At 62.4% G+C, this 20746-nt stretch carries 15 protein-coding genes; 4 read left to right on the top strand and 11 right to left on the bottom strand.

Features of this window, described 5'->3' with window-relative positions:
* Positions 1–8: 8 nt before the first annotated feature.
* The 8 genes from FJ943_RS27490 to FJ943_RS27455 all read right to left on the bottom strand — a co-directional run bounded on the left by FJ943_RS27490 (position 9) and on the right by FJ943_RS27455 (position 12404).
* Positions 9–1637 (bottom strand): alpha-D-glucose phosphate-specific phosphoglucomutase, encoded by a 1629-nt coding sequence (locus FJ943_RS27490; protein ID WP_140726615.1) that lies wholly within the window; start codon positions 1635–1637, stop codon positions 9–11.
* Positions 1638–1640: 3 nt separating this feature from the next.
* Positions 1641–3086, bottom strand: a complete 1446-nt coding sequence (glgA, locus tag FJ943_RS27485; protein ID WP_140726612.1) for a glycogen synthase GlgA — start codon at positions 3084–3086, stop codon at positions 1641–1643.
* Positions 3087–3188: 102 nt separating this feature from the next.
* Positions 3189–4454, bottom strand: coding sequence for a glucose-1-phosphate adenylyltransferase (gene glgC, locus FJ943_RS27480; protein ID WP_015318689.1), 1266 nt, complete (start codon positions 4452–4454; stop codon positions 3189–3191).
* 51 nt (positions 4455–4505) lie between these two features.
* Positions 4506–6719: a 1,4-alpha-glucan branching protein GlgB gene (glgB, locus tag FJ943_RS27475; RefSeq protein WP_140726609.1), complete on the bottom strand. Its 2214-nt coding sequence runs from the start codon at positions 6717–6719 to the stop codon at positions 4506–4508.
* A gap of 71 nt (positions 6720–6790) precedes the next feature.
* Positions 6791–9253, bottom strand: coding sequence for a glycogen/starch/alpha-glucan phosphorylase (locus tag FJ943_RS27470; protein ID WP_140726606.1), 2463 nt, complete (start codon positions 9251–9253; stop codon positions 6791–6793).
* 134 nt (positions 9254–9387) lie between these two features.
* Positions 9388–10170 carry an ATP-binding cassette domain-containing protein gene (locus FJ943_RS27465; protein ID WP_023771512.1) on the bottom strand — a complete coding sequence of 261 codons (783 nt, stop codon included), beginning with the start codon at positions 10168–10170 and terminating at the stop codon, positions 9388–9390.
* Positions 10167–11228 carry an ABC transporter permease gene (locus tag FJ943_RS27460; protein WP_015318693.1) on the bottom strand — a complete coding sequence of 354 codons (1062 nt, stop codon included), beginning with the start codon at positions 11226–11228 and terminating at the stop codon, positions 10167–10169. Before FJ943_RS27460 ends, FJ943_RS27465 begins: the two co-directional genes overlap by 4 nt.
* 159 nt (positions 11229–11387) lie before the next feature.
* A complete protein-coding gene (locus tag FJ943_RS27455) occupies positions 11388–12404 on the bottom strand; it encodes a sugar ABC transporter substrate-binding protein (RefSeq protein WP_023771510.1) in 1017 nt (338 codons plus the stop codon).
* 229 nt (positions 12405–12633) lie between these two features.
* Between FJ943_RS27455 and FJ943_RS27450 the strand changes: the two genes are divergently transcribed.
* The 4 genes from FJ943_RS27450 (at position 12634) to FJ943_RS27435 (ending at position 16602) form a co-directional block, all read left to right on the top strand.
* Positions 12634–13860 carry an ROK family transcriptional regulator gene (locus tag FJ943_RS27450; RefSeq protein WP_140726603.1) on the top strand — a complete coding sequence of 409 codons (1227 nt, stop codon included), beginning with the start codon at positions 12634–12636 and terminating at the stop codon, positions 13858–13860.
* A gap of 1 nt (position 13861) precedes the next feature.
* Positions 13862–14308, top strand: coding sequence for an RbsD/FucU domain-containing protein (locus FJ943_RS27445; RefSeq protein WP_140663208.1), 447 nt, complete (start codon positions 13862–13864; stop codon positions 14306–14308).
* Positions 14305–15228 (top strand): carbohydrate kinase, encoded by a 924-nt coding sequence (locus FJ943_RS27440; protein ID WP_140618637.1) that lies wholly within the window; start codon positions 14305–14307, stop codon positions 15226–15228. Before FJ943_RS27445 ends, FJ943_RS27440 begins: the two co-directional genes overlap by 4 nt.
* A 231-nt stretch (positions 15229–15459) precedes the next feature.
* Complete coding sequence (locus FJ943_RS27435; RefSeq protein WP_140726600.1) at positions 15460–16602, top strand: DegT/DnrJ/EryC1/StrS aminotransferase family protein; 1143 nt, start codon at positions 15460–15462, stop codon at positions 16600–16602.
* Between the two features lie 75 nt (positions 16603–16677).
* On the opposite strand, the gene FJ943_RS27430 is transcribed toward FJ943_RS27435, so the two are convergent.
* Genes FJ943_RS27430 through cysN form a run of 3 tightly spaced genes read right to left on the bottom strand, consistent with a single transcriptional unit; the run spans position 16678 to position 20746 of the window.
* Positions 16678–17940 (bottom strand): O-antigen ligase family protein, encoded by a 1263-nt coding sequence (locus FJ943_RS27430; protein WP_140726597.1) that lies wholly within the window; start codon positions 17938–17940, stop codon positions 16678–16680.
* A gap of 54 nt (positions 17941–17994) precedes the next feature.
* A complete protein-coding gene (gene cysQ, locus FJ943_RS27425) occupies positions 17995–18798 on the bottom strand; it encodes a 3'(2'),5'-bisphosphate nucleotidase CysQ (RefSeq protein WP_181174661.1) in 804 nt (267 codons plus the stop codon).
* Positions 18799–18808: 10 nt separating this feature from the next.
* Positions 18809–20746: a sulfate adenylyltransferase subunit CysN gene (gene cysN / locus FJ943_RS27420; protein ID WP_181174657.1), complete on the bottom strand. Its 1938-nt coding sequence runs from the start codon at positions 20744–20746 to the stop codon at positions 18809–18811.

The following is a 20746-nucleotide window of genomic DNA, read 5'->3' as shown; positions in this document are numbered from 1 at the left end:
CACCGCCCTCAAGTAATGACGCTCGGCTTGTTGCGCCCGGTGTGGCTCTTGATCCCGGCAATGTCGTCGGCCGCCGAAATCAGGTCGGCGAGCGCCTCCTGCGTGTCGAGGTCGTGCCTCGACTTGTCCGGCTCGTAGCGCTCGATATAGACGCGCAAGGTCGCGCCAGACGTACCGGTGCCCGAAAGCCGAAAGACCACGCGCGAGCCGCCTTCGAACAGCACCCTTATGCCCTGGTGCTCGCTGGTCGAGCCGTCGACCGGGTCGTGGTAGGCGAAATCATCGGCATTGGCGATCTTCAGGCCGCGCACGCTGGTGCCCGGTAGCGAGCCGAGCTTGGCCCTGAGTTCGTCGACCAGCGCATTGGCGCGGCCGCTCTCAACCTCCTCATAATCATGGCGCGAGTAGTAGTTCCGGCCATAGGTCTCCCAATGCTCGGTGACGATCTGCTTGCAGCTTTCGCCGCGCGCGGCGAGGATGTTGAGCCACAAGAGGACCGCCCACAGACCGTCCTTTTCGCGGACATGGTTGGAGCCGGTGCCGGCACTTTCCTCGCCGCAGATCGTCGCCATGCCGGCGTCGAGCAGATTGCCGAAGAACTTCCAGCCGGTCGGCGTCTCGTAAATCCCGACACCTAGCTTGTGAGCGACGCGGTCGGCCGCGCCACTGGTCGGCATCGAACGGGCGATGCCTTTCAGCCCATCCTTGTAGCCCGGCGCCAGCCGGGCATTGGCGGCGAGCATGGCGACCGAATCCGAAGGGGTGACGAAAATGCCCTTGCCGATGATCAGGTTGCGGTCTCCATCGCCATCGGAGGCGGCGCCGAAATCGGGCGCGTCCGGTCCCATCATCTCATCATAAAGGTGCTTGGCATGGACCAGGTTGGGGTCCGGGTGATGACCGCCGAAATCGGGCAGCGGCTTGAAATTGCGGCAGGTGCCGTTCGGTGCGCCGAGGCGGTGTTCGAGGATTTCCTTGGCGTAGGGCCCGGTCACCGCATGCATGGCGTCGAAGCGCATGCGGAAGCCCGACTTGAACAGTTTGCGCAGCGCATCGAAATCGAACAGGCTCTCCATCAACTCGGCATAGTCGGTAACCGGATCGATGATCTCGACGGTCATGCCGGCAGCCTCGACTGTCGCGACCGTATCGATGTCAATCGGGTCGATGTCGGCGATCTTGAAGCTCGAAATCGTCTTGGTCTTGGCAAAGATGACGTCGGTCAGCTTTTCCGGCGCCGGGCCGCCATTGCCGGCATTGTACTTGATGCCGAAGTCCTCGTGCGGGCCGCCGGGATTGTGGCTAGCCGAGAGTATGATGCCGCCGAAGGTCTTGTATTTGCGGATGACATGCGAGGCCGCGGGCGTCGACAGGATGCCGCCCTGCCCGACCATCACCTTGCCGAAGCCATTGGCGGCCGCCATGGCGATGGCCTTCTGGATGACCTCCCGGTTATAGAAACGGCCGTCGCCACCGATCACCAGGGTCTTGCCCTTGAACCCGTCGAGCGCATCGAAAATCGACTGGATGAAGTTCTCGGCATAGTGCTCCTGCTGGAACACTGGCACCTTCTTGCGCAGCCCCGACGTGCCGGGCTTCTGGTCGGAATAGGGCTTGGTGGGAACGGTGCGTATCATGCTTCAGGCAACCCTTTTCGAAAGCAGCAGGCGATAGAGTTCGACGTATTTTTCGGCGCTTCGATCCCACGACACATCGGTCTTCATGCCCTGGCGCTGGATGGTTTCGAAGATTGCGGGACTGGCGTGGGCGTCGGCCAGGCGTCGGATCGCGTGCAGCAGCGCGCCACCATTGTTGGGGGCAAACTGGAAGCCGGTCGCCACGCCGGCGGCAAACGCTGCTTCATTAGCATCAATGATGGTGTCCGCCAGGCCGCCGGTGCGGGCGACGACCGGCACGCAGCCATAGCGCAGGCCGTAAAGCTGCGTCAGCCCGCAAGGCTCGAAGCGCGACGGGATGACAATGGCGTCGCAGCCGCCCTGCATGGTGTGCGACAGTCCCTCGTCATAGCCGACGACCACGCCGATGCGGCCACGATGGCGTGCGGCCGCGGCCAGCAGCGCGCCTTCGAGGCCGGCGTCGCCCGAGCCGAGGATGGCCAGCCTTGCGCCTGTCGCGACGATGCCGTCGACCACCGTCGCCAATATGTCCATGCCCTTCTGCCAGGTCAGGCGGCTGACGACGCAGACAATCGGACTGCCGTCGCGGTCGAGGCCGAAACGGTCCTCGACCGCGGCCCTGTTCGGCGCGCGGGCCTTCAACGTTTCGGCCGTATAGGTAGATACCAGATGCTTGTCGGTTGCCGGATCCCAGATGGCGGTGTCGATGCCGTTGACGATGCCATGGAGATCGCTGGAACGCATGTTGATAAGGCCGTCGAGGCCCATGCCGAATTCCGGCGAACGGATTTCCTGCGCATAGGTCGGGCTCACCGTGGTGATCGCCCAGGCGGCCTGCAGGCCAGCCTTGAGGAAGCCGACGCCGCCATAATATTCGACGCCATCAAGCGCCATCGCCGCGGCCGGCAGGCCGAGCTCGCCGAAGATGCCGGCCCCGAACTGGCCCTGGAAGGCGAGATTGTGGACGGTCATCATCGATGGCGTGCCGACCGCCTTGCCATAGCGCATATAGGCCAGCGTCATCGCCGACTGCCAGTCATGGGCATGGACGATGTCGGGGAGGTAGCCCGAGATGGCGCCCCCGGCGATATCGGCGCCGGCCTGGCTCAGCGCCGCGAAGCGCCGCCAATTGTCCGGCCAGTCCGCGCCCGAGGCGTTGCCATAGGGGCCGCCGGGGCGGTCGAACAGATGCGGCGCGTCGAGCACGAACAAATCGAGCCCGGCGACTTGGACAGCATGGACCGCGGCCTTGCCGCCTTGCAGCAAGGGATACTGATAGACGGCCTTCTTTTTCTTGAAGGCGCTCATCACCACAGGAAAGCCCGGAACGAGCGTACGCATGGCCACGCCCTTGGCCGCGAGCGCGATGGGCAGCGCCCCGGTCACGTCCGCAAGCCCGCCTGTCTTGATCAGCGGGAAGATTTCGGGCGTGACCGACAGAACCTGCATGCGCTTAACGATCCGCTTCCCATCCATGCCGCCCAAACCGTGTGCGGTTTGGACCACGACATGCACAAAACACCCTAAAGTGACAGCTTGTTGATCACCTGTTCAGGTTGACAACTTGTTGATCATGTCCTGTGTGATCAGGCAGATACCCTTTTCCGAAACCCGGAAGCGCTTGGCGTCGAGGACGGGATCCTCGCCGACCACCAGCCCTTCGGGTATCCTTACACCGTGGTCGATGACGACGCGCTTCAACTTTGCGTTCCGGCCGACATGAACGTCGGGCAGCATGACAACCTCTTCCAGCGTCGAATAGGAATTGATGCGCGCGCCGGTGAAGATCAGGCTTTTCTTCAGCGAAGCGCCCGAGACGATGCAGTCGCCCGAGACCAGCGACGAAATGGCGGAACCGCGCCTGCCGTCCTCGTCATGCACGAACTTTGCCGGCGGCTTCAGTTCGGCATAGGTCCAGATCGGCCAATCGCGGTCGTAGAGGTCGAGTTCGGGCGTCACGTCGGTCAGGTCGATGTTGGCCTCCCAATAAGCATCGACCGTGCCGACATCGCGCCAGTAGGCCTCGTTCTCGGCGGTCGAACGCACGCAGGACTTGGTGAAGCGGTGCGCGATCGCCTTACCGTGCGTGACGATATAGGGGATGATGTCCTTGCCGAAGTCGCGGCTGGAGCCCGGCTCGGCGGCATCGCGGCGCAGTTGCTCCATCAGGAACTTGGTCTTGAAGACGTAGATGCCCATCGAGGCCAAGGCGAATTCCGGGTTACCCGGAATGCCGGGCGGGTCAGCGGGTTTTTCGACGAAGGCGATGATGTTGTCCTTGGCATCGACATGCATGACGCCGAAGCCGGTCGCCTCCATGCGCGGCACTTCGAGGCAGCCGACCGTGACATCGGCGCCGGCATCGACATGCTGGCGCAGCATCATCTCGTAGTCCATCTTGTAGATGTGATCGCCGGCCAGGATTACCATGTATTCCGGGCCATAGGCCTCGATGATATCGATGTTCTGGTAGACGGCGTCCGCCGTGCCTTCATACCACTGCGTTTCCGACACACGCTGGCTGGCCGGCAGGATGTCAAAACTCTCGTTTCGTTCGGGCCGCAGGAAGTTCCAGCCGCGCTGCAGGTGGCGGATCAGCGAATGCGCCTTGTATTGGGTGGCGACGCCGAGGCGGCGGATGCCGGAGTTGAGCGCATTGGAGAGCGCGAAATCGATGATGCGCGTCTTGCCGCCGAAATAGACCGCGGGCTTGGCGCGCCGGTCGGTCAGTTCCTTGAGGCGGCTGCCGCGCCCGCCGGCCAACACGTAGGCCATGGCGTCGCGGGCCAGCGGCTGGGTTCTCTTCAAGTCTGCCATTTATACCCTCCCAAGTTACTCGTATCGATGCGCTAACCAGTCTTAACGAGTTCAGTCGGCAGCGAGTTCAAGCATGATCGTCGACAGCGGAGGCAGGAGCATCGTTGCCGAGATGCCCTTGCCCTCCGCCCTTGCCTCGACCATGCCGCCATTGCCCATGCCGGAACCGCCATATTCGGAAGCGTCGGTGTTGATGATCTCGCGCCACTTGCCGGCCTTCGGCAGCGGCACACGATAATTGTCGCGCGGCACCGGTGTGAAATTGGAGATGACGGCGACCGGATCGCCGCCGGGAGCGCTGCGCACCCAGGCGAAAACCGAATTCTGGCTGTCGTCGACGATCAGCCAGGAAAACCCTTCCGGCTCGCAGTCGCGGCCATGCAGGGCCGGGCGTGAACGATAGAGATAGTTGAGGTCGCGCACCGTCTGCCAGACCCCGCGATGCGGGCGGAAATCGAGCAGGTCCCAATCAAGCGCGCGCGCTTCGCTCCATTCGCGGCGCTGCGCGAATTCCTGGCCCATGAACAGCAGCTTCTTGCCGGGATAACCCCACATGAAGCCGTAATAGGCACGCAAGGTCGCGAATTTCTGCCAGTCGTCGCCGGCCATCTTGCCCAGCAGCGTGCCTTTGCCGTGCACGACCTCGTCATGCGAGAGCGGCAGCACGAAATTCTCCGAGAAGGCGTAGGTCAGGCCGAAGGTCAGCTCGTTGTGGTGATGCTTGCGGAAAATCGGCTCCTTGGAAAAATACTCCAGCGTGTCGTGCATGAAGCCCATGTTCCATTTGAAGCCGAAGCCCAGCCCGCCTTCATGGACAGGCGCCGAGACCTTTGGCCATGAGGTCGATTCCTCGGCGATGGTCATGACGCCCGGATGGTGGCCGTACACCTCCTTGTTCATCTTCTGCAGGAAGCTGACCGCCTCGAGGTTTTCGCGCCCACCCTTCTCATTGGGGATCCATTCGCCGGCCTTGCGCGAATAGTCGAGGTAGAGCATCGAGGCGACCGCGTCGACGCGAAGACCGTCGACATGGTATTTTTCGGCCCAGAACAGCGCGTTGTTGACCAGGAACGACACTACCTCGCGGCGGCCGAAATTGTAGATCGCGGTGTTCCAGTCCGGATGGAAGCCCTTGCGTGGGTCGGCATGCTCGTAGAGCGCGGTGCCGTCGAAATGGACCAGACCGTGCTCGTCGACAGGAAAATGCGCCGGCACCCAGTCGAGGAGGACGCCGACGCCGGCACGGTGGGCGCCGTCGACAAAGCGGGCAAAGCCGTCCGGATCGCCGAAGCGGGCCGATGGCGCGTAGAGGCCGGTTGTCTGGTAACCCCAGGAGGGGTCATAGGGATGCTCGGAGATCGGCAGGAATTCAATATGGGTGAAACCGGTCTCGATTACATAGGGGATCAGCCGGTCGGCCAGTTCATCCCATGACAGGAAGGAGCCGTCATCGCCAAGCTGCCAGGACCCGGCGTGGACTTCGTAGATCGAGATGGCCTCGCGGCGAGGGTCGGCGTTGCGCCAGAAATTGCGATGCGCCTCGTCACCCCATGCATGCGCCGGCGGCATCGCGGTCACCGAGGCGGTTGCCGGGCGCAGCTCTGATTTGAAGGCGAACGGATCGGCCTTCAGCGGCAACCTCACGCCATCGGGACCGATGATTTCATATTTATAGGGCCGGCCAGCACCAATATCGGGGATGAACAGCTCCCAGATGCCGGTGTCGCGACGGTCGCGCATCGTATGCTGGCGGCCGTCCCAGTCGTTGAAGTCACCGACCACCGAAACGCGCCTGGCATTTGGGGCCCATACAGCGAAATGCACGCCGGACGCGCCTTCGTGCTCGATGACATGCGCGCCGAGCTTGTCGAACAGCCTGAGGTGCGAACCCTCGGCGATGTAGTAATCGTCCATCGGACCGAGTACCGGACCGAACGAATAGGGGTCGGTCAGCCACCAGTCGCCGCCGGCATTGCGGGCGTGGTAGCGCAGCGGCTGGCGCTTCTTGATCGACAGCTTGCCTTCGAAGAAACCGGCATCGTCGCGCCTGGTCAATTCGCCGACCTCGACGCCGGTCAGGGTGTAGGCCGTAACCGACTCCGCGTGCGGAACGAAGCAGCGTGCGAACAGGCTCTTGCCCGCCTCCTGGACACCGAGAACCGCAAAGGGATTGCCGTGCGTACCGGCGACAATCGCCTCGACATCGCTGGCTGGCGCCAGTCCGTCCGGCCCGCTTGTCGCAGCGGTCGCGCGCGGCTTCCTCATCAGGCGGTCGCCCTCCCCGGGCACCAAGTGTTTGTTTTTGCGGCCATCGTTCGTGGCCTTATGCAATCATATCAGACGGGTACGTTCCAGATTTCTTTCGCATATTGACGGATGGTGCGGTCGGAGGAGAACCAGCCGACGCGCGCGACGTTGCGGATGGCGCGCGCGTACCAGTCCGGGCTGTTGCGCCAGACAGCGTCCACCTCGCGCTGGCAGGCGGCATAGGCGTCGAAATCCGCCGCGACCATGAACCAGTCGCTGTCATAGAGGCCATTGATGAGGTCGCGGTAGCGATTGGGATCATCGGGCGAGAAGACGCCCGATGAAACGGCCGCAACCGCCTGCGCCAGTTCAGGGGATGCCTCGATCACGCCGCGCGGATTGTAGCCATTGTTGCGCCGCTCGGCGACTTCTTCGGTGGTGAGGCCGAAGATGAAGATGTTGTCGTCGCCGACATGCTCCTTGATCTCGACATTGGCGCCGTCGAGCGTGCCGATGGTCAGCGCGCCGTTCAGCGCGAACTTCATGTTGCCCGTGCCGGAGGCTTCCATGCCGGCGGTCGAGATCTGCTCGGAAAGATCGGCGGCTGGCATCAGCACCTCGGCCAGGCTGACATTGTAGTTCGGCACGAACACGACCTTCAGCAGGCCGCGCACCGAAGGGTCGCTGTTGATCACCCTGGCGACGTCGTTGGCCAGTTTGATGATCAGCTTGGCGTTATGGTAGCTGGGCGCGGCCTTGCCGCCGAAGAATTTCACGCGTGGCATCCAGTCGCGTTCGGGATGCGAACGGATCTGGTCATAGAGCGCGATCGCTTCGAGGATGTTGAGCAGCTGGCGCTTGTATTCGTGGATACGCTTGACCTGAATGTCGAAGAGCGCCGAAGGGTCGAGCTTGATGCCAAGGCGATCGGCGACCAGATTGGCAAGCCTCACCTTGTTCTGGCGTTTCACCGCGGCGAATTTTTCGCGAAAGGCGGTGTCGTCGGCTAAGGGATCGAGCCCCTTGATCGCTTCGATGTCATCCATGAAGCGGTCGCCGATCGCCTCGCGGGCAAGCGCGGTGAGGCCTGGATTGCACTGGATGAGCCAGCGCCGCGGCGTGATGCCGTTGGTCTTGTTGTTGATGCGATCGGGATAAAGTTTGTGGAGGTCGGCGAAGACCGTCTCCTTCATCAACTCGGTGTGCAGCGCCGACACGCCATTGATCGAATGCGAGCCGACAAAGGCCAAATTGCCCATGCGCACCCTGCGGTCGCCATTCTCCTGGATAAGCGAGATACGGCTGATCTGCTCGTCCGAGAACTGATCGGTGGCGCGGGCTTCGAGCAGCACCTGCGCGTTGATGGCGTAGACGATCTGCATGTGGCGGGGCAAAAGCCTCTCGAACAGCGGCACGGGCCAGCTTTCCAGTGCCTCTGGCAACAGCGTGTGGTTGGTGTAGCCGAAGGTGCGCTTGGTGACATCCCAGGCGAGATCGAAATCCATGCCATGGACATCCATCAAGAGCCGCATCAGCTCGGGCACGGCGATCGCCGGATGGGTGTCGTTGAGGTGGATCGCCGCCTTGTCGGGCAGAGACTTGAGATCGCCATATTGGCTGAGATGGCGCTGCAGGATGTCCTGCAGCGAAGCGGTGGAGAAGAAGTATTCCTGGCGAAGCCTGAGTTCCTGGCCGGCCATGTGGGAATCGGCTGGATAGAGCACCCGCGACAGTGCATCGGCCTTGTTGCTTTCGGCCAGCGCCCCGATGTGGTCGCCGGCGTTGAACTTGTCGAGCCGGATCGGGTCGATCGGCATGCCGGACCAAAGGCGCAGCGTGTTGACGCGCTTGGCCCGCCAGCCAGCCACGGGCATGTCATAGGCGACCGCAAGCACATGCTCCCTCGGCTTCCAGACATGGCGTTCGAGGCGGCCGTCCTTCGAGGTGATCGATTCGACCGAACCACCGAAACCGACTTCGAAGGAGCGCTCGCGCCGCTCGAATTCCCAGGGGTTGCCGTGGTCAAGCCAGGTCTCGGGCAACTCGACCTGCCAGCCATCGTGGATTTCCTGGCGGAACATGCCGTTGGCATAGCGGATGCCGTAGCCATGCGCGGTGATGTCGACGGTGGCCATGCTTTCCATGAAGCAGGCGGCGAGCCGGCCAAGGCCGCCATTGCCGAGGGCCGCGTCCGGTTCCAGCGCCGCGATCAGGTCGAGATCGACGCCGAGCGACGACAGCGCCTCACGCATGTTCTCCATCAGGCCGAGGTTGGAAAAGGCGTCGCGCATCAGACGCCCAATCAGGAATTCGAGCGACAGATAATAAACGCGCTTTTCCTGTTGGTCGTAAGCTTCCTTGGTCGCCTGCATCCAATGGTCGACGACGCGGTCGCGCACGACCTTGATCGTGGCAGTCAGCCAGTCGTACTGGGTCGCCACGGTGGTGTCCTTGCCGACCCGGTACTTCAGGGACATCAAGACTTCTTCAGCAAGCGTCTTGGGATCGGGATTGTCGAGAGCGGGAGCTTCGATCGTCATGGCGGATGTCATATCGCCTCTCGTTCGGTTTGGCCTGATCATACCGGCTTTCACCGTTTCTCCCAGCCCATCCTAGTGCATTGCAACATCTTTTCAATCGATTTAGAGAATCGCCATCATCTACTTACCCTGCGGCAAGTTGGCAGTCAGGCCGCCAATGCCGCCTCCGGGGGTGCTTTTGCCCCGGTCATGAAGGCAACGGCGTCGGACATCGTATATTGCTTGGGGTCGATGACGCACAGTCGACGGCCCAGACGGTGGATGTGGATACGGTCCGCCACCTCGAAGACGTGCGGCATGTTGTGCGAGATGAGCACGATCGGCAGGCCGCGCTTCTTCACGTCGAGGATCAGTTCAAGCACGCGGCGGCTCTCCTTGACGCCGAGCGCCGCCGTCGGCTCGTCCATGATGACCATCTTCGACCCGAAGGCGGCGGCCCGGGCCACCGCCACGCCCTGGCGTTGGCCGCCCGACAGGGTCTCCACCGCCTGGCTGATGTTCTGGATGGTCATCAAGCCGAGTTCGGTGAGCTTGTCGCGGGCACGCTTTTCCATTGCCGGACGGTCCAGCATGCGAAGCCACTGACCGACGAAGCCGGGTTTGCGGATCTCGCGGCCGAGGAACATGTTGTCGGCGATCGAAAGCGCCGGCGACAAGGCCAGGTTCTGGTAGACGGTTTCGATGCCGGCTTCACGGGCTTCCATCGGCGACTTGAAGGAGACGGGTTTGCCTTCAAGCCGGATTTCGCCTTCGTCCGGCACGGCCGCGCCGGAAATCGCCTTGATGAGTGACGACTTGCCGGCGCCGTTGTCGCCGATGACGGCAAGGATTTCGCCGGGGTAAAGGTCGAAATCGGCATTGTCGAGAGCGGTGACGCGGCCATAGCGCTTGACCAGACCGCGCGCGGTGAGGATGGGTTCCTGGGTCATGCCGAAACCTTTCTGATCCATTGGTCGATGGCGACGGCGCCGATGATCAGCACGCCGGTGAGCAGCACTTTCCATTGCGGATCGGCGCCGAGCATGTTGAGGCCCATCGAGACGACGCCGACGATCATCGCGCCGAACAGCGTGCCGAGGATGGAGCCGCGGCCGCCGAAGAGAGAAATACCGCCGATCACAGTCGCGGTGATCGCCTGCAGATTGTAGTCGGTAACAGCGGCGGACGGCGAGATCGAGCCGTTGCGGCCGATGGAGACCCAGGCCGCGAAAGCGGCGATCAGCCCGGCAAGGGTGTAGACCGTCATCAGCACCTTCTTGGTCTGGATACCCGACAGCTTCGCCGCCTCCTGGTCGTCGCCGACGGCGTAGACATGACGGCCCCATGCGGTGTGGTTGAGCACGTACCAAAGAACCAGCACGAGCACGACCGTGGCGATGACGCCGAGCGTCAGCACCGCCGTGCCGACCTTAAAGCTCAGGGCAAACAGGTGCAGCAGCGGTGCCTGGTTGTCGACGTCGGTGTCGCGGATCGTCTCATTGGCCGAATAGATGAAGTTCGTGGCCATGACGATGTTCCAGGTGCCAAGCGTCACGATGAAGGGCGGCAGCTTCATATAGGCGACCAGCAGCCCGTTCAGCAGCCCGCAAGCCGCACCGGCGGCAAGCCCGATCGCCACGGCGAGCACGCTCGGCATGCCGTAGCTGACCGCGCAATTGCCCATGATCACGGCCGAAATCACCATGATCACCCCGATCGACAGGTCGATGCCGGCGGTCAGGATGACCAGTGTCTGCGCGGCGCCGAGAATGCCGACGATGGCGATCTGCTGCAGGATCAGTGTCAGCGTGTAGGACGAGAAGAACCGCCCGCCGATCGTGATGCCGAAGATGACGATCGACAGAAGCAGCACGATCAGCGGCACCGCCGCCGGCGTCGAATGCAGAAAATGCTGGATGCGCTTGACGGCTGATTTGTGCTCGTCAAAAGCGGCTACACTTGTATCGCTGGCCGAGAGAACCTTCTCGAATTCCTGAGCTTGAGCCATGTTTCCTCCCCGTAGGGCTTCAGCCACACGCTGACGCCGTCCACGCCTTCCGGTCTGTCGCCGGGATTATTCGCGTTTACAGTGATGCATCGTCCACCCGATGCCACCGGGGATCAAGTCCCCCCGGTCGCATCGGTTCCGTTGCCGGTCAGGCCAGTATCAGCCCCAGCACTTGGCGAGGCCTTCCTTGGTGTCGATGGACTTGACGCCCGTCGCCGGCTTGTCGGTGACGAGGTTGACGCCGGTGTCGAAGAAGTTCTTGCCCTCGGTCGGCTTCGGCTTGGTGCCGTCCTTGGCGAAAGCGGCGATCGCCTCGATGCCAAGTGCGGCCATCTGCAGCGGATATTGCTGCGAGGTGGCGCCGATGACGCCTTCGGCGACCGACTTCACGCCGGGGCAACCGCCGTCGACCGAGACGATCAGCACCTGGCTTTCGAGGCCGACAGCCTTGAGCGCCTGGTAGGCACCGACCGCGGCCGGCTCATTGATGGTGTGGATGACGGTGATGGTGTTGTCCTTCTGCAGAAGGTTTTCCATCGCCTTGCGGCCGCCTTCCTCGTTACCGTTCGTCACATCATGGCCAACGATGCGCGGATCGGTCTCATCGCCGATCTTGTTGGGGTCCTTCACGTCGATGCCGTAGCCCATCATGAAGCCCTGGTCGCGCAGAACGTCCACGGTCGGCTGCGAGGGCGTCAGGTCGAGGAAGCCGATCTTGGCGTCCTTGGCCTTGTCACCGAGCGTGGCGGCGGCCCAGGCGCCGATCAGCTTGCCGGCCTCCAGATTGTCGGTGGCGAAGGTCGCGTCGGCGGCGTCGATCGGATCGAGCGGCGTGTCCAGCGCAATCACCAGCAGGCCCGCATCGCGCGCCTTCTTCACCGTCGGCACGATGCCCTTGGTGTCGGACGCGGTGATCAAAATGCCCTTGGCGCCGTCGGCGATGCAGCTTTCGATCGCCGCCACCTGGCTCTCGCTGTCACCGTCGATCTTGCCCGCATAGGTCTTGAGATCGACGCCAAGTTCCTTGGCCTTGGCGGTCGCGCCCTCCTTCATCTTGACGAAAAACGGATTGGTGTCGGTCTTGGTGATCAGGCAGGCGCCGACGCCGGCCGCGGACGCAGACGAAGCGAACGCCATCAGACCCAGCGCGGCCGCCGCGAAAACGGTGGACTTCAACAATTTTGTATTGGTCACGATTTCCTCCCAGTGGAACATTTTTCGAATGCCGGCCAACCGGCACCCGCACGGCATCCAGGCGACTTCTCCCAGCGCGGATGCTCCCTCAAGGAACACCACGCCAGCGCATCTGTCAATAATTAAATCACTCTTATTTATTATTGACACCCTTGCGTCGTTCACTCATTCTGACCCAAAAGCATTGTGGGGAAACGACGGGAGGAACAGGGTGGAGACGGCCACTGCGAGGCATGGTTCGCCCGAAGCGAACGAGAGCCTCATTCACCGCGGCACCAACCAGAGTGGCATGCGCGACCACAACGAGCGCCTGGTGCTTTCGCTGGTGCGCCAGCACGGCAGTCTGGCGAAGTCCGACATTGCCCGGATGACCGGACTTTCGGCGCAGACGGTCTCGGTCATCATGCGCGAACTGGAGGAAGAAAGCCTGCTCGTGCGCCAGGCGCCGTTGCGCGGCAAGATCGGCCAGCCCTCGATCCCCATGGCGCTCAACCCCGAAGGCGCCTTCTTCATCGGCCTCAAGATCGGCCGCCGCAGCGCCGAACTCGTGCTGATCGATTTCCTCGGACAGGTGCGCGCGATGCTGCAGCATTCCTACCGCTACCCTGCCCCACGCGAGACGGTCGAGTTCGTCACGTCAGGCATGAAGACGATGCGCGGCGAGCTGACGCCGGCACAGGACAAGCGCATCGCCGGACTTGGCATCGCAATGCCGTTCGAGCTCTGGAACTGGGCCGACACCGCCGGCGCGCCGCGCGACGTGATGGACGAATGGCGCCATCGTGACATCAGGACCGACATCCAGGCGCAATGCGATTTTCCGGTCTATCTGCAGAACGATGCCACCTCCGCCTGCGGCGCCGAACTGGTCTTTGGCCAGACGGGCACGGCGCGGGATTTCGTCTATTTCTACATCGGCGCCTTTGCTGGCGGCGGCATCGTGCTCAACGGCCGGCTGTTTGGCGGGCCGACCGGCAATGCCGGCGCGCTCGGCTCAATGCCTGTGCCGGGGCCGGATGGAAAACCGACCCAGCTGATCGACGTGGCCTCGATCGCCATGCTCGAAAAAACACTCAATGCGCGTGGCGTCGAGGCCTCGTATCTGTGGACCTCGCCCGAGGATTGGGGGGAGATCGGCGCCGCGCTGGACGAGTGGATCGCCAGCGCCTCGCAGGCGCTCGCTTATGCCATCGTGGCAGCATCCTCGGTCATCGATTTCGAAGCCGCGGTGATCGACGGCTGGATGCCGAAGGCCGTGCGCCAGAGGCTGGTGGAGGCGGTCGTGACGGCAATCGGCGCGATCGACGGCGAAGGGCTGAAACTCCCGGCCGTCCGCGAGGGAAGCGTGGGTATCCATGCCCGGGCGCTCGGCGGCGCCAGCCTGCCGCTTTCCGAACGCTTCCTGATCGGTTCGACGACGATCTCCAGGGGCGCGTGAAATGCTGATCGGGATTCCGGCGCTGCTTGGTCCAGAGCTTCTGGCGACGTTGCGCGCCATGGGCCATGGTGACGAGATTGCCGTGGTCGACGGGAACTATCCGGCACAGGAGCAGGCAAAGCGCCTCATCAGGACCGATGGCCACGCCCTCATGCCCGTACTCGACGCGATACTGACGCTGCTTCCGGTCGACGATGTCGTGCCGGAGGCGCTGTTTCGCGCCTCGGTGAAAGGCGATCCGTCGCTTGCCGACCCCGTCCATCGTGAAATGGAGGCGATCTGCGCCAAACGCGCGCCTGGCCGCAAGGTGGTTGCACTGGCCGGCGCCGACTTCTATGCACGGGTCAAATCGGCGCATGCCATCGTCGCGACAAGCGAGCCGCGGCTTTACGCCAATATCATCATCCGCAAGGGCGTGATCTATCCGCCGGAGACCGAGAAGCCATGATCCTCTGCTGCGGCGAAGCCCTGATCGACATGCTGCCGCGCACCACTACGGAGAATGAGCCGGCTTTTGCCCCCTATGTCGGCGGCGCTGTCTTCAACACAGCGATCGCGCTCGGCCGCTTGGGCGCGCCGGCCGGCTTTTTCTCGGGCCTGTCGTCGGACCTGTTCGGCGGTCAGTTCAGGGACGCGTTGGGGGCGAGCAAGGTCAGTTCCACCTACGCGCACACCTCGCCCCGACCGACGACCCTGGCCTTCGTGCGGCTGAACAATGGCCAGGCGACCTACACCTTCTATGACGAGAACACGGCCGGGCGCATGCTGACCATCGAAGACCTGCCGCAACTCGGCAGCGAGATCGAGGCGATGCTGTTCGGCGCCATCAGCCTGATCTCGGAGCCGGCTGGGTCGGCCTATGAGGAATTCATGCAGCGCGAGCATGAGACCCGCGTGATGATGCTCGATCCCAACATCCGGCCGAACTTCATTCCCGACAAGGCCAAGCACCTCAGGCGCATCCGGGAGATGATGGCGATGGCCGACATCGTCAAACTGTCGGACGAAGACCTCCACTGGTTCGGCGAAGCCGGCTCGCACGAGGATGTCGTGCGCAATTGGCTCGACCGCGGCCCGAAGCTGATCGTCGTCACGCATGGCAGCGAGGGTGCCGTTGGCTACAGCAAACAGCATCGTGTCACCGTCATGCCGGAGACAGTGAAGGTGGTGGACACCGTCGGCGCCGGAGACACGTTCAACGCCGGCATCCTTGCCTCCCTGCATGAGCAAGGCCTGTTGACGAAGGCGGCGATTTCCAGCCTGTCCGAAGACGCCATCCGCAAAGCATTGGCGCTCGGCGCCAAGGCGGCGGCAGTGACAGTGTCACGAGCCGGCGCCAATCCCCCCTGGCGGCACGAGATCGGCTAATCGGCTCTCCAGCGCGATCACTTTATGTTTCCAGGCGCCGGAAAACCTCGATAAGAATGGGCTGAATTGCACCGCCAAGCCCGGATTCCCGGCTTTGTGGGACAATATGCCGGCAAAACGTGGTAACGGGCTGCGACACTTGCACCAAGTCCCCGATCCGCAGCTGGCTTTTTCAGCCGCGCCAAGTCTGGTACCAGCGGGCCGGTTACTGGCAGGTATATTGAGGCCGACATGCAATTCATCGATCTTGGCGCGCAGCGCGAACGAATCCGCGACCGGCTGAAAGCCGCGATCGACCACGTGGTCGAGGATGGCCGCTACATCCTTGGCCCGCAGGTCGCCGAATTCGAGAAGAAGCTCGCCGCCTATGTCGGCGTCAAGCATGTGATTGCCTGCGCCAACGGCACCGATGCACTGCTTTTGCCGCTGTTCGCCGCCGGCATCGGCCCGGGTGACGCGGTGTTCGTGCCGAGCTTCACCTTCGCCGCCACAGCGGAAGTGGTGGCGCTGGCCAAGGCCGAGCCGGTTTTCGTCGATGTCGATCCGACAACCTACAACATCGACATCGCCAGCCTCGAGGCGGCGATCGCGGCCATCAAGAAGGAAGGGCGACTGAAGCCGAAGGCGATCATCCCTGTCGACCTGTTCGGTCTTGCAGCCGACTATGAGGCGCTCATGACTATTGCCAATCGCGAAGGCTTATTGGTGATCGAGGACGCAGCCCAGTCCATGGGGGGCTCGCTCGAAGGCAGGATGTGCGGCGCGTTCGGCCATGTCGGCTCGACCAGCTTCTATCCGGCCAAGCCGCTCGGCTGCTATGGCGACGGCGGCGCGATGTTCACCAATGATGACGCGCTGGCCGACGCGCTCAGATCCTTCGCCTTCCACGGCAAGGGCGAGACGCAGTACGACAACATCCGCGTCGGCATCAATTCACGGCTCGACACGCTGCAGGCGGCGATCCTGCTCGAGAAGCTCGCCATCCTCGAGGAAGAAATGGCGGCGCGGCAGGTGGTGGCCCAACGCTACGCTGAAGGCCTCGGTGACATCGTCACCGCAGCCCGCAACCTGGATGGCAGCCGCTCGGCCTGGGCGCAATATGCGATTGAAACGCCGAAACGCGACGGGCTTAAAGCGCATTTGAGCGAAAAGGGCATTCCGTCCGTCATCTACTACGTCAAGCCGCTGCATGAGCAGATCGCCTATCGCGACTACCCGCGCACGCCGACCGGTCTTGCCGTTTCGGAGGACCTGCCGAAACGCATCCTGTGCCTGCCGATGCACCCCTATCTCAGCGAGGCCGACCAGGACCGGATCATCGAAACGATCCGCAAATATATCGGCTCGAACTCGGCGCAGGCCGCGGCCGAATAGGCGTCGGGCACGGGATATCCGACCGACACCTCCTTGGCATAGGGCGACGACGGCGCGGGCCGTGCGCTTCGCCCGTTATTTTGAGAAGGCCGCCACGTGTCTTGTGATCCCGTCTTCCATCCCCGATCGGGTCATGGAACGGCACTGCACTATGCAGATCCCCGCGGCGAAGACCAAAGTGCCCAGCACCCATGACAACCAGATCCGATGGTCGACCGAGAGTTCGACGACAGCTATCATCAGGTAGCAACTGGCTATGAAATGGCAGGGGCCGCTCAAACCGCCGATCATTCTTATGATCGCCGCCAGGAGCACCCCATACACCATGATGCCCAGCGCTCCCAGTTCGTACCACAAATCGAATACGATATTATGTGCGCTTGGGAGATCCGCCTGCGCATAATATGTCGGACTCACGACCACCCCGGCCGCGTTTCTCATCGTATTGGCGCCATGGCCGAGGATCGGCTGGTCCGCGATGCGGGGCGAAATCATCTGCCATAGATCAAGCCGCGCTGCGAAGGTTCCTGGATAGAAAACCAGCCATCCCGTTGTTTTGAGGTAGGCGAACAGCGGCGCGACGACGAAGGGGGCAATCAGGGCAAGAGACAAATAGATGGCGAAAAATCCAACCAAAACTTGCTGGCGGTATTTCGCGGGCATGACAAACATCACCGCCACGAGGACAATCGCCAGATTGACGCCGGTCGATTGGCCGTAGAGCAATGTCAGAACGGCAAAGAGAGCCGCAAGCCCTTTCCAGACCAGCCTCGGCTGGGCAAGAAATATGACGGCAAAAAAAGCTCCGTAAACCGTGATCTTGTGGAGGGTGAAAACGTTCTCCACAAAGCGTGGATCTTCGGTCAGAAACGCAAAATACAGTTCCCAGCCCATCACCGATACGACGCCGATCAACAGGCCGGCCAATGACACCCACGCGAGCCGCTCGCGTTGAGCGCTCGCAAGCGCGAGGATGCCCTGAAACAGCAGGATAGCGGCGATCGAGTAGCCAAACACGTCCCTCGCCGCCATGAGAGAGCGGCTCGCATCGACCGACCACAGGGCGCTCGCAAGGACAAAGCCTGACAAGAGAGCGAGAGCAATTGCAAGGCCTGTCGTGCCTCTGCCAAAACGCGCACGCTTCGTCAAAAGGGCGAGAGCGCCCATGAGTGCCCCGACAAGCGTTAAGACCGTTGGGGACATTTCGACGAAGGCGAAAAGGGCGGGAGAAAGGGCGTAGAGGCCCAGCAACATCCTGAAGACTATTTCATCACGATTGCTGGTCCATGCGGGAAAGCCGCCCAAAATGACGGCATGGCATTTCTGAAACAAGGACATTCACTTACCGACTCAGGGGACGTCGACAAAGGATAGGCCATCGACGAGGGCTTTTCACGTACGTTCGATACGTCCCTGGATTGCAGCCTCGCCGCTGGCGATGAAATGCGGATTGGCGAAGTCCGCGTCATCGGCCTGGTTGCGCTTGCCATAGGTCAAGGGCTTGCCGTCCAGCGTCCGCGTCGTGCCGCCGGCGGCACGCAGCACCGCGTCACCCGCAGCGGTGTCCCATTCCATGGTGCGACCGAACCGCGGATAAACATCCGCCTCGGCATTGGCGAGGAGGCAGAATTTCAGTGACGAACCGACCGAGACGATCTCGGCGGCACCAAGGTCGCGAATATAGGCTTCGGTTTCCGGCGTGTTGTGCGAGCGGCTGGCAACCACGGCCAGCGGCGTCGCGGCCGTTCTCACCGAAATCGGCCGGCGGGAAACGATCCGGTAGTCCTTATCGACTTCGAGGGCTTCCGCCCTGCCCGGCCGGCCGGAAAAAAACCGGCCGCTGCAGGGTGCGAAGACAACGCCGACTTCCGGCACGCCATGGCGGACAAGCGCGATGTTGACGGTGAAGTCGGTGCGCCGGTTGACGAATTCCTTGGTGCCATCAAGCGGATCAATGAGGAAGAAGGTCTCGCCAAGTTCGCCCGGCATGACGCCGGCCGCCGCTTCCTCCTCGGCCACGCAGGGAATATCGGGGAATGCGGCGCGCAGGCCTGCAAGAATGATCTTCTCGCTCTCGCGGTCCGCCTCGGTGACCGGCGAGGCGTCCGACTTGCGGTCGACCGCGCACCCGGCGTGGAATACGCGCATCACCTCGCGCCCGGCCGCTAGCGCCAGCCGCTCGAAGATTTCAAGCATCGACGTGTCGTCAGATACCGCCGCCATTGTCATATTGGTCTTCGGCAATGTCCCGCTCGTTCAGCCAGTGTTCCAGGGCATCTACCATCTCTTCAGCCGATCTGCCGAGCGTCTTCAGATGGATCTCCGGTTTCTCCGGTGCTTCGTAAGGCGAATCGACGCCGGTGAAATTCTTGATCTCGCCATTCAGCGCGCGGGCATAGAGGCCCTTCGGATCACGCCTGGCGCATTCCTCGAAAGGCGTATCGACAAACACCTCGATGAACTCGCCATCGGCCATCAATTCCCTGGCCATCCGCCGCTCGGCGCTGAACGGGGAAATGAAGGAGACAATGACGATCAGCCCGGCGTCGGCCATCAGCTTGGCCACTTCGGCAACGCGGCGAATGTTCTCGACGCGATCGACATCGGTGAATCCAAGGTCGCGGTTGAGACCGTGGCGGACATTGTCGCCATCGAGAATGTAGGTATGACGCCCAGTAGCGAAAAGCTTCTTCTCGAACAGGTTGGCGATGGTCGACTTGCCGGAGCCCGAAAGCCCCGTGAACCAGAACACGGCGGGCCGCTGGTTTTTCATGTCGGAACGCACTCGCTTGCCGACATCGAGCGATTGCCAATGGATGTTTTCGGCGCGGCGCAGCGAGTGCACGATCATGCCTGCGCCAACCGTGGCGTTGCTGATGCGATCGATCAGGATAAAGGCGCCAGTGGTCCGGTTCTCGCCAAACGGATCGAAGGCAATCGGCGCCCGGGTCGAAATGTTGCAGATACCGACTTCATTCATTTCAAGCGACTTGGCCGCCTCATGCGCAAAGTCGTTGACATTGATGCGGTACTTCAAGTCGGTGACGGTGGCGCTGGTCTGATCGGTCTCGGTGCGCAGGATATAGGAACGGCCCGGCAACAGCGCATGCTCGTCGAACCAGACTATGTTGGCGGCGAACTGGTCGGCGACCTGCGGCCGTGCGGACGGCGAAACCAGCATGTTGCCCCTGGAAACCTCGACCTCGTCGTCGAGAACGAGCGTTATGGCCTGGCCGGCCACCGCCTGTTTGAGATCGCCGCCATAGGCGACGATGCGTTTGACATGCGAGGACTTGCCCGACTTGGCGACCACGACCTCGTCGCCTTGCGCAATCATACCCGACGCGATGGTGCCGGCAAAACCGCGAAAATCGAGATTGGGACGATTGACGTACTGAACCGGAAAGCGGAACGGCAGCTCGGCCGTGGCTTCGTCGACGGAGACGGTTTCGAGATGCTCGATCAATGTCGGGCCGGAATACCAATGCGTGTTTTCGGAGCGGCCGCTGACATTGTCGCCGTAGCGGGCCGACATCGGAATCGGCGCGATGGTCTGGAAGCCGAGATCGCGTGAGAACTGCCGGTAGTCCTCGACGATCCTGTTGAAGACCGCCTGATCAAAGCCGACGAGATCGATCTTGTTGACCGCCAGCACGATGTGGCGGATGCCGAGCAGCGAGGCAATGATCGAATGGCGCCGCGTCTGGCGCAGCACCCCCTGCCGGGCATCGATCAGCACGATCGCCAAGTCGGCGGTCGAAGCGCCTGTCGCCATGTTGCGGGTATATTGCTCGTGGCCGGGCGTGTCGGCGACGATGAACTTGCGCTTCGGCGTGGCAAAGAAGCGGTAGGCGACGTCGATGGTAATGCCTTGCTCGCGCTCCGCCTCGAGGCCGTCGACCAACAGCGCGAAGTCGACCTCGTCGCCCGTCGTGCCATGCTTGCGCGAATCGCGTTCGAGCGCGGCGAGCTGGTCCTCGAAAATCTGCTTGGTGTCGGAGAGCAGGCGTCCGATCAACGTCGACTTGCCATCATCCACCGAACCGCAGGTCAGGAAGCGCAGCAGCGACTTCTTCTCCTGCGCGGCCAGATAATCGCGGACGCCGTCCGTTGGAGCGAGGCTCTTTGCCATGATGTGGCGCAT

The sequence above is a fragment of the Mesorhizobium sp. B2-3-10 genome (genome assembly GCF_006442275.1).
Classification (GTDB): domain Bacteria; phylum Pseudomonadota; class Alphaproteobacteria; order Rhizobiales; family Rhizobiaceae; genus Mesorhizobium; species Mesorhizobium australicum.
Note: the sequence above shows the minus strand (reverse complement) of the source record. Positions and strands in the feature narration are given on the sequence as shown.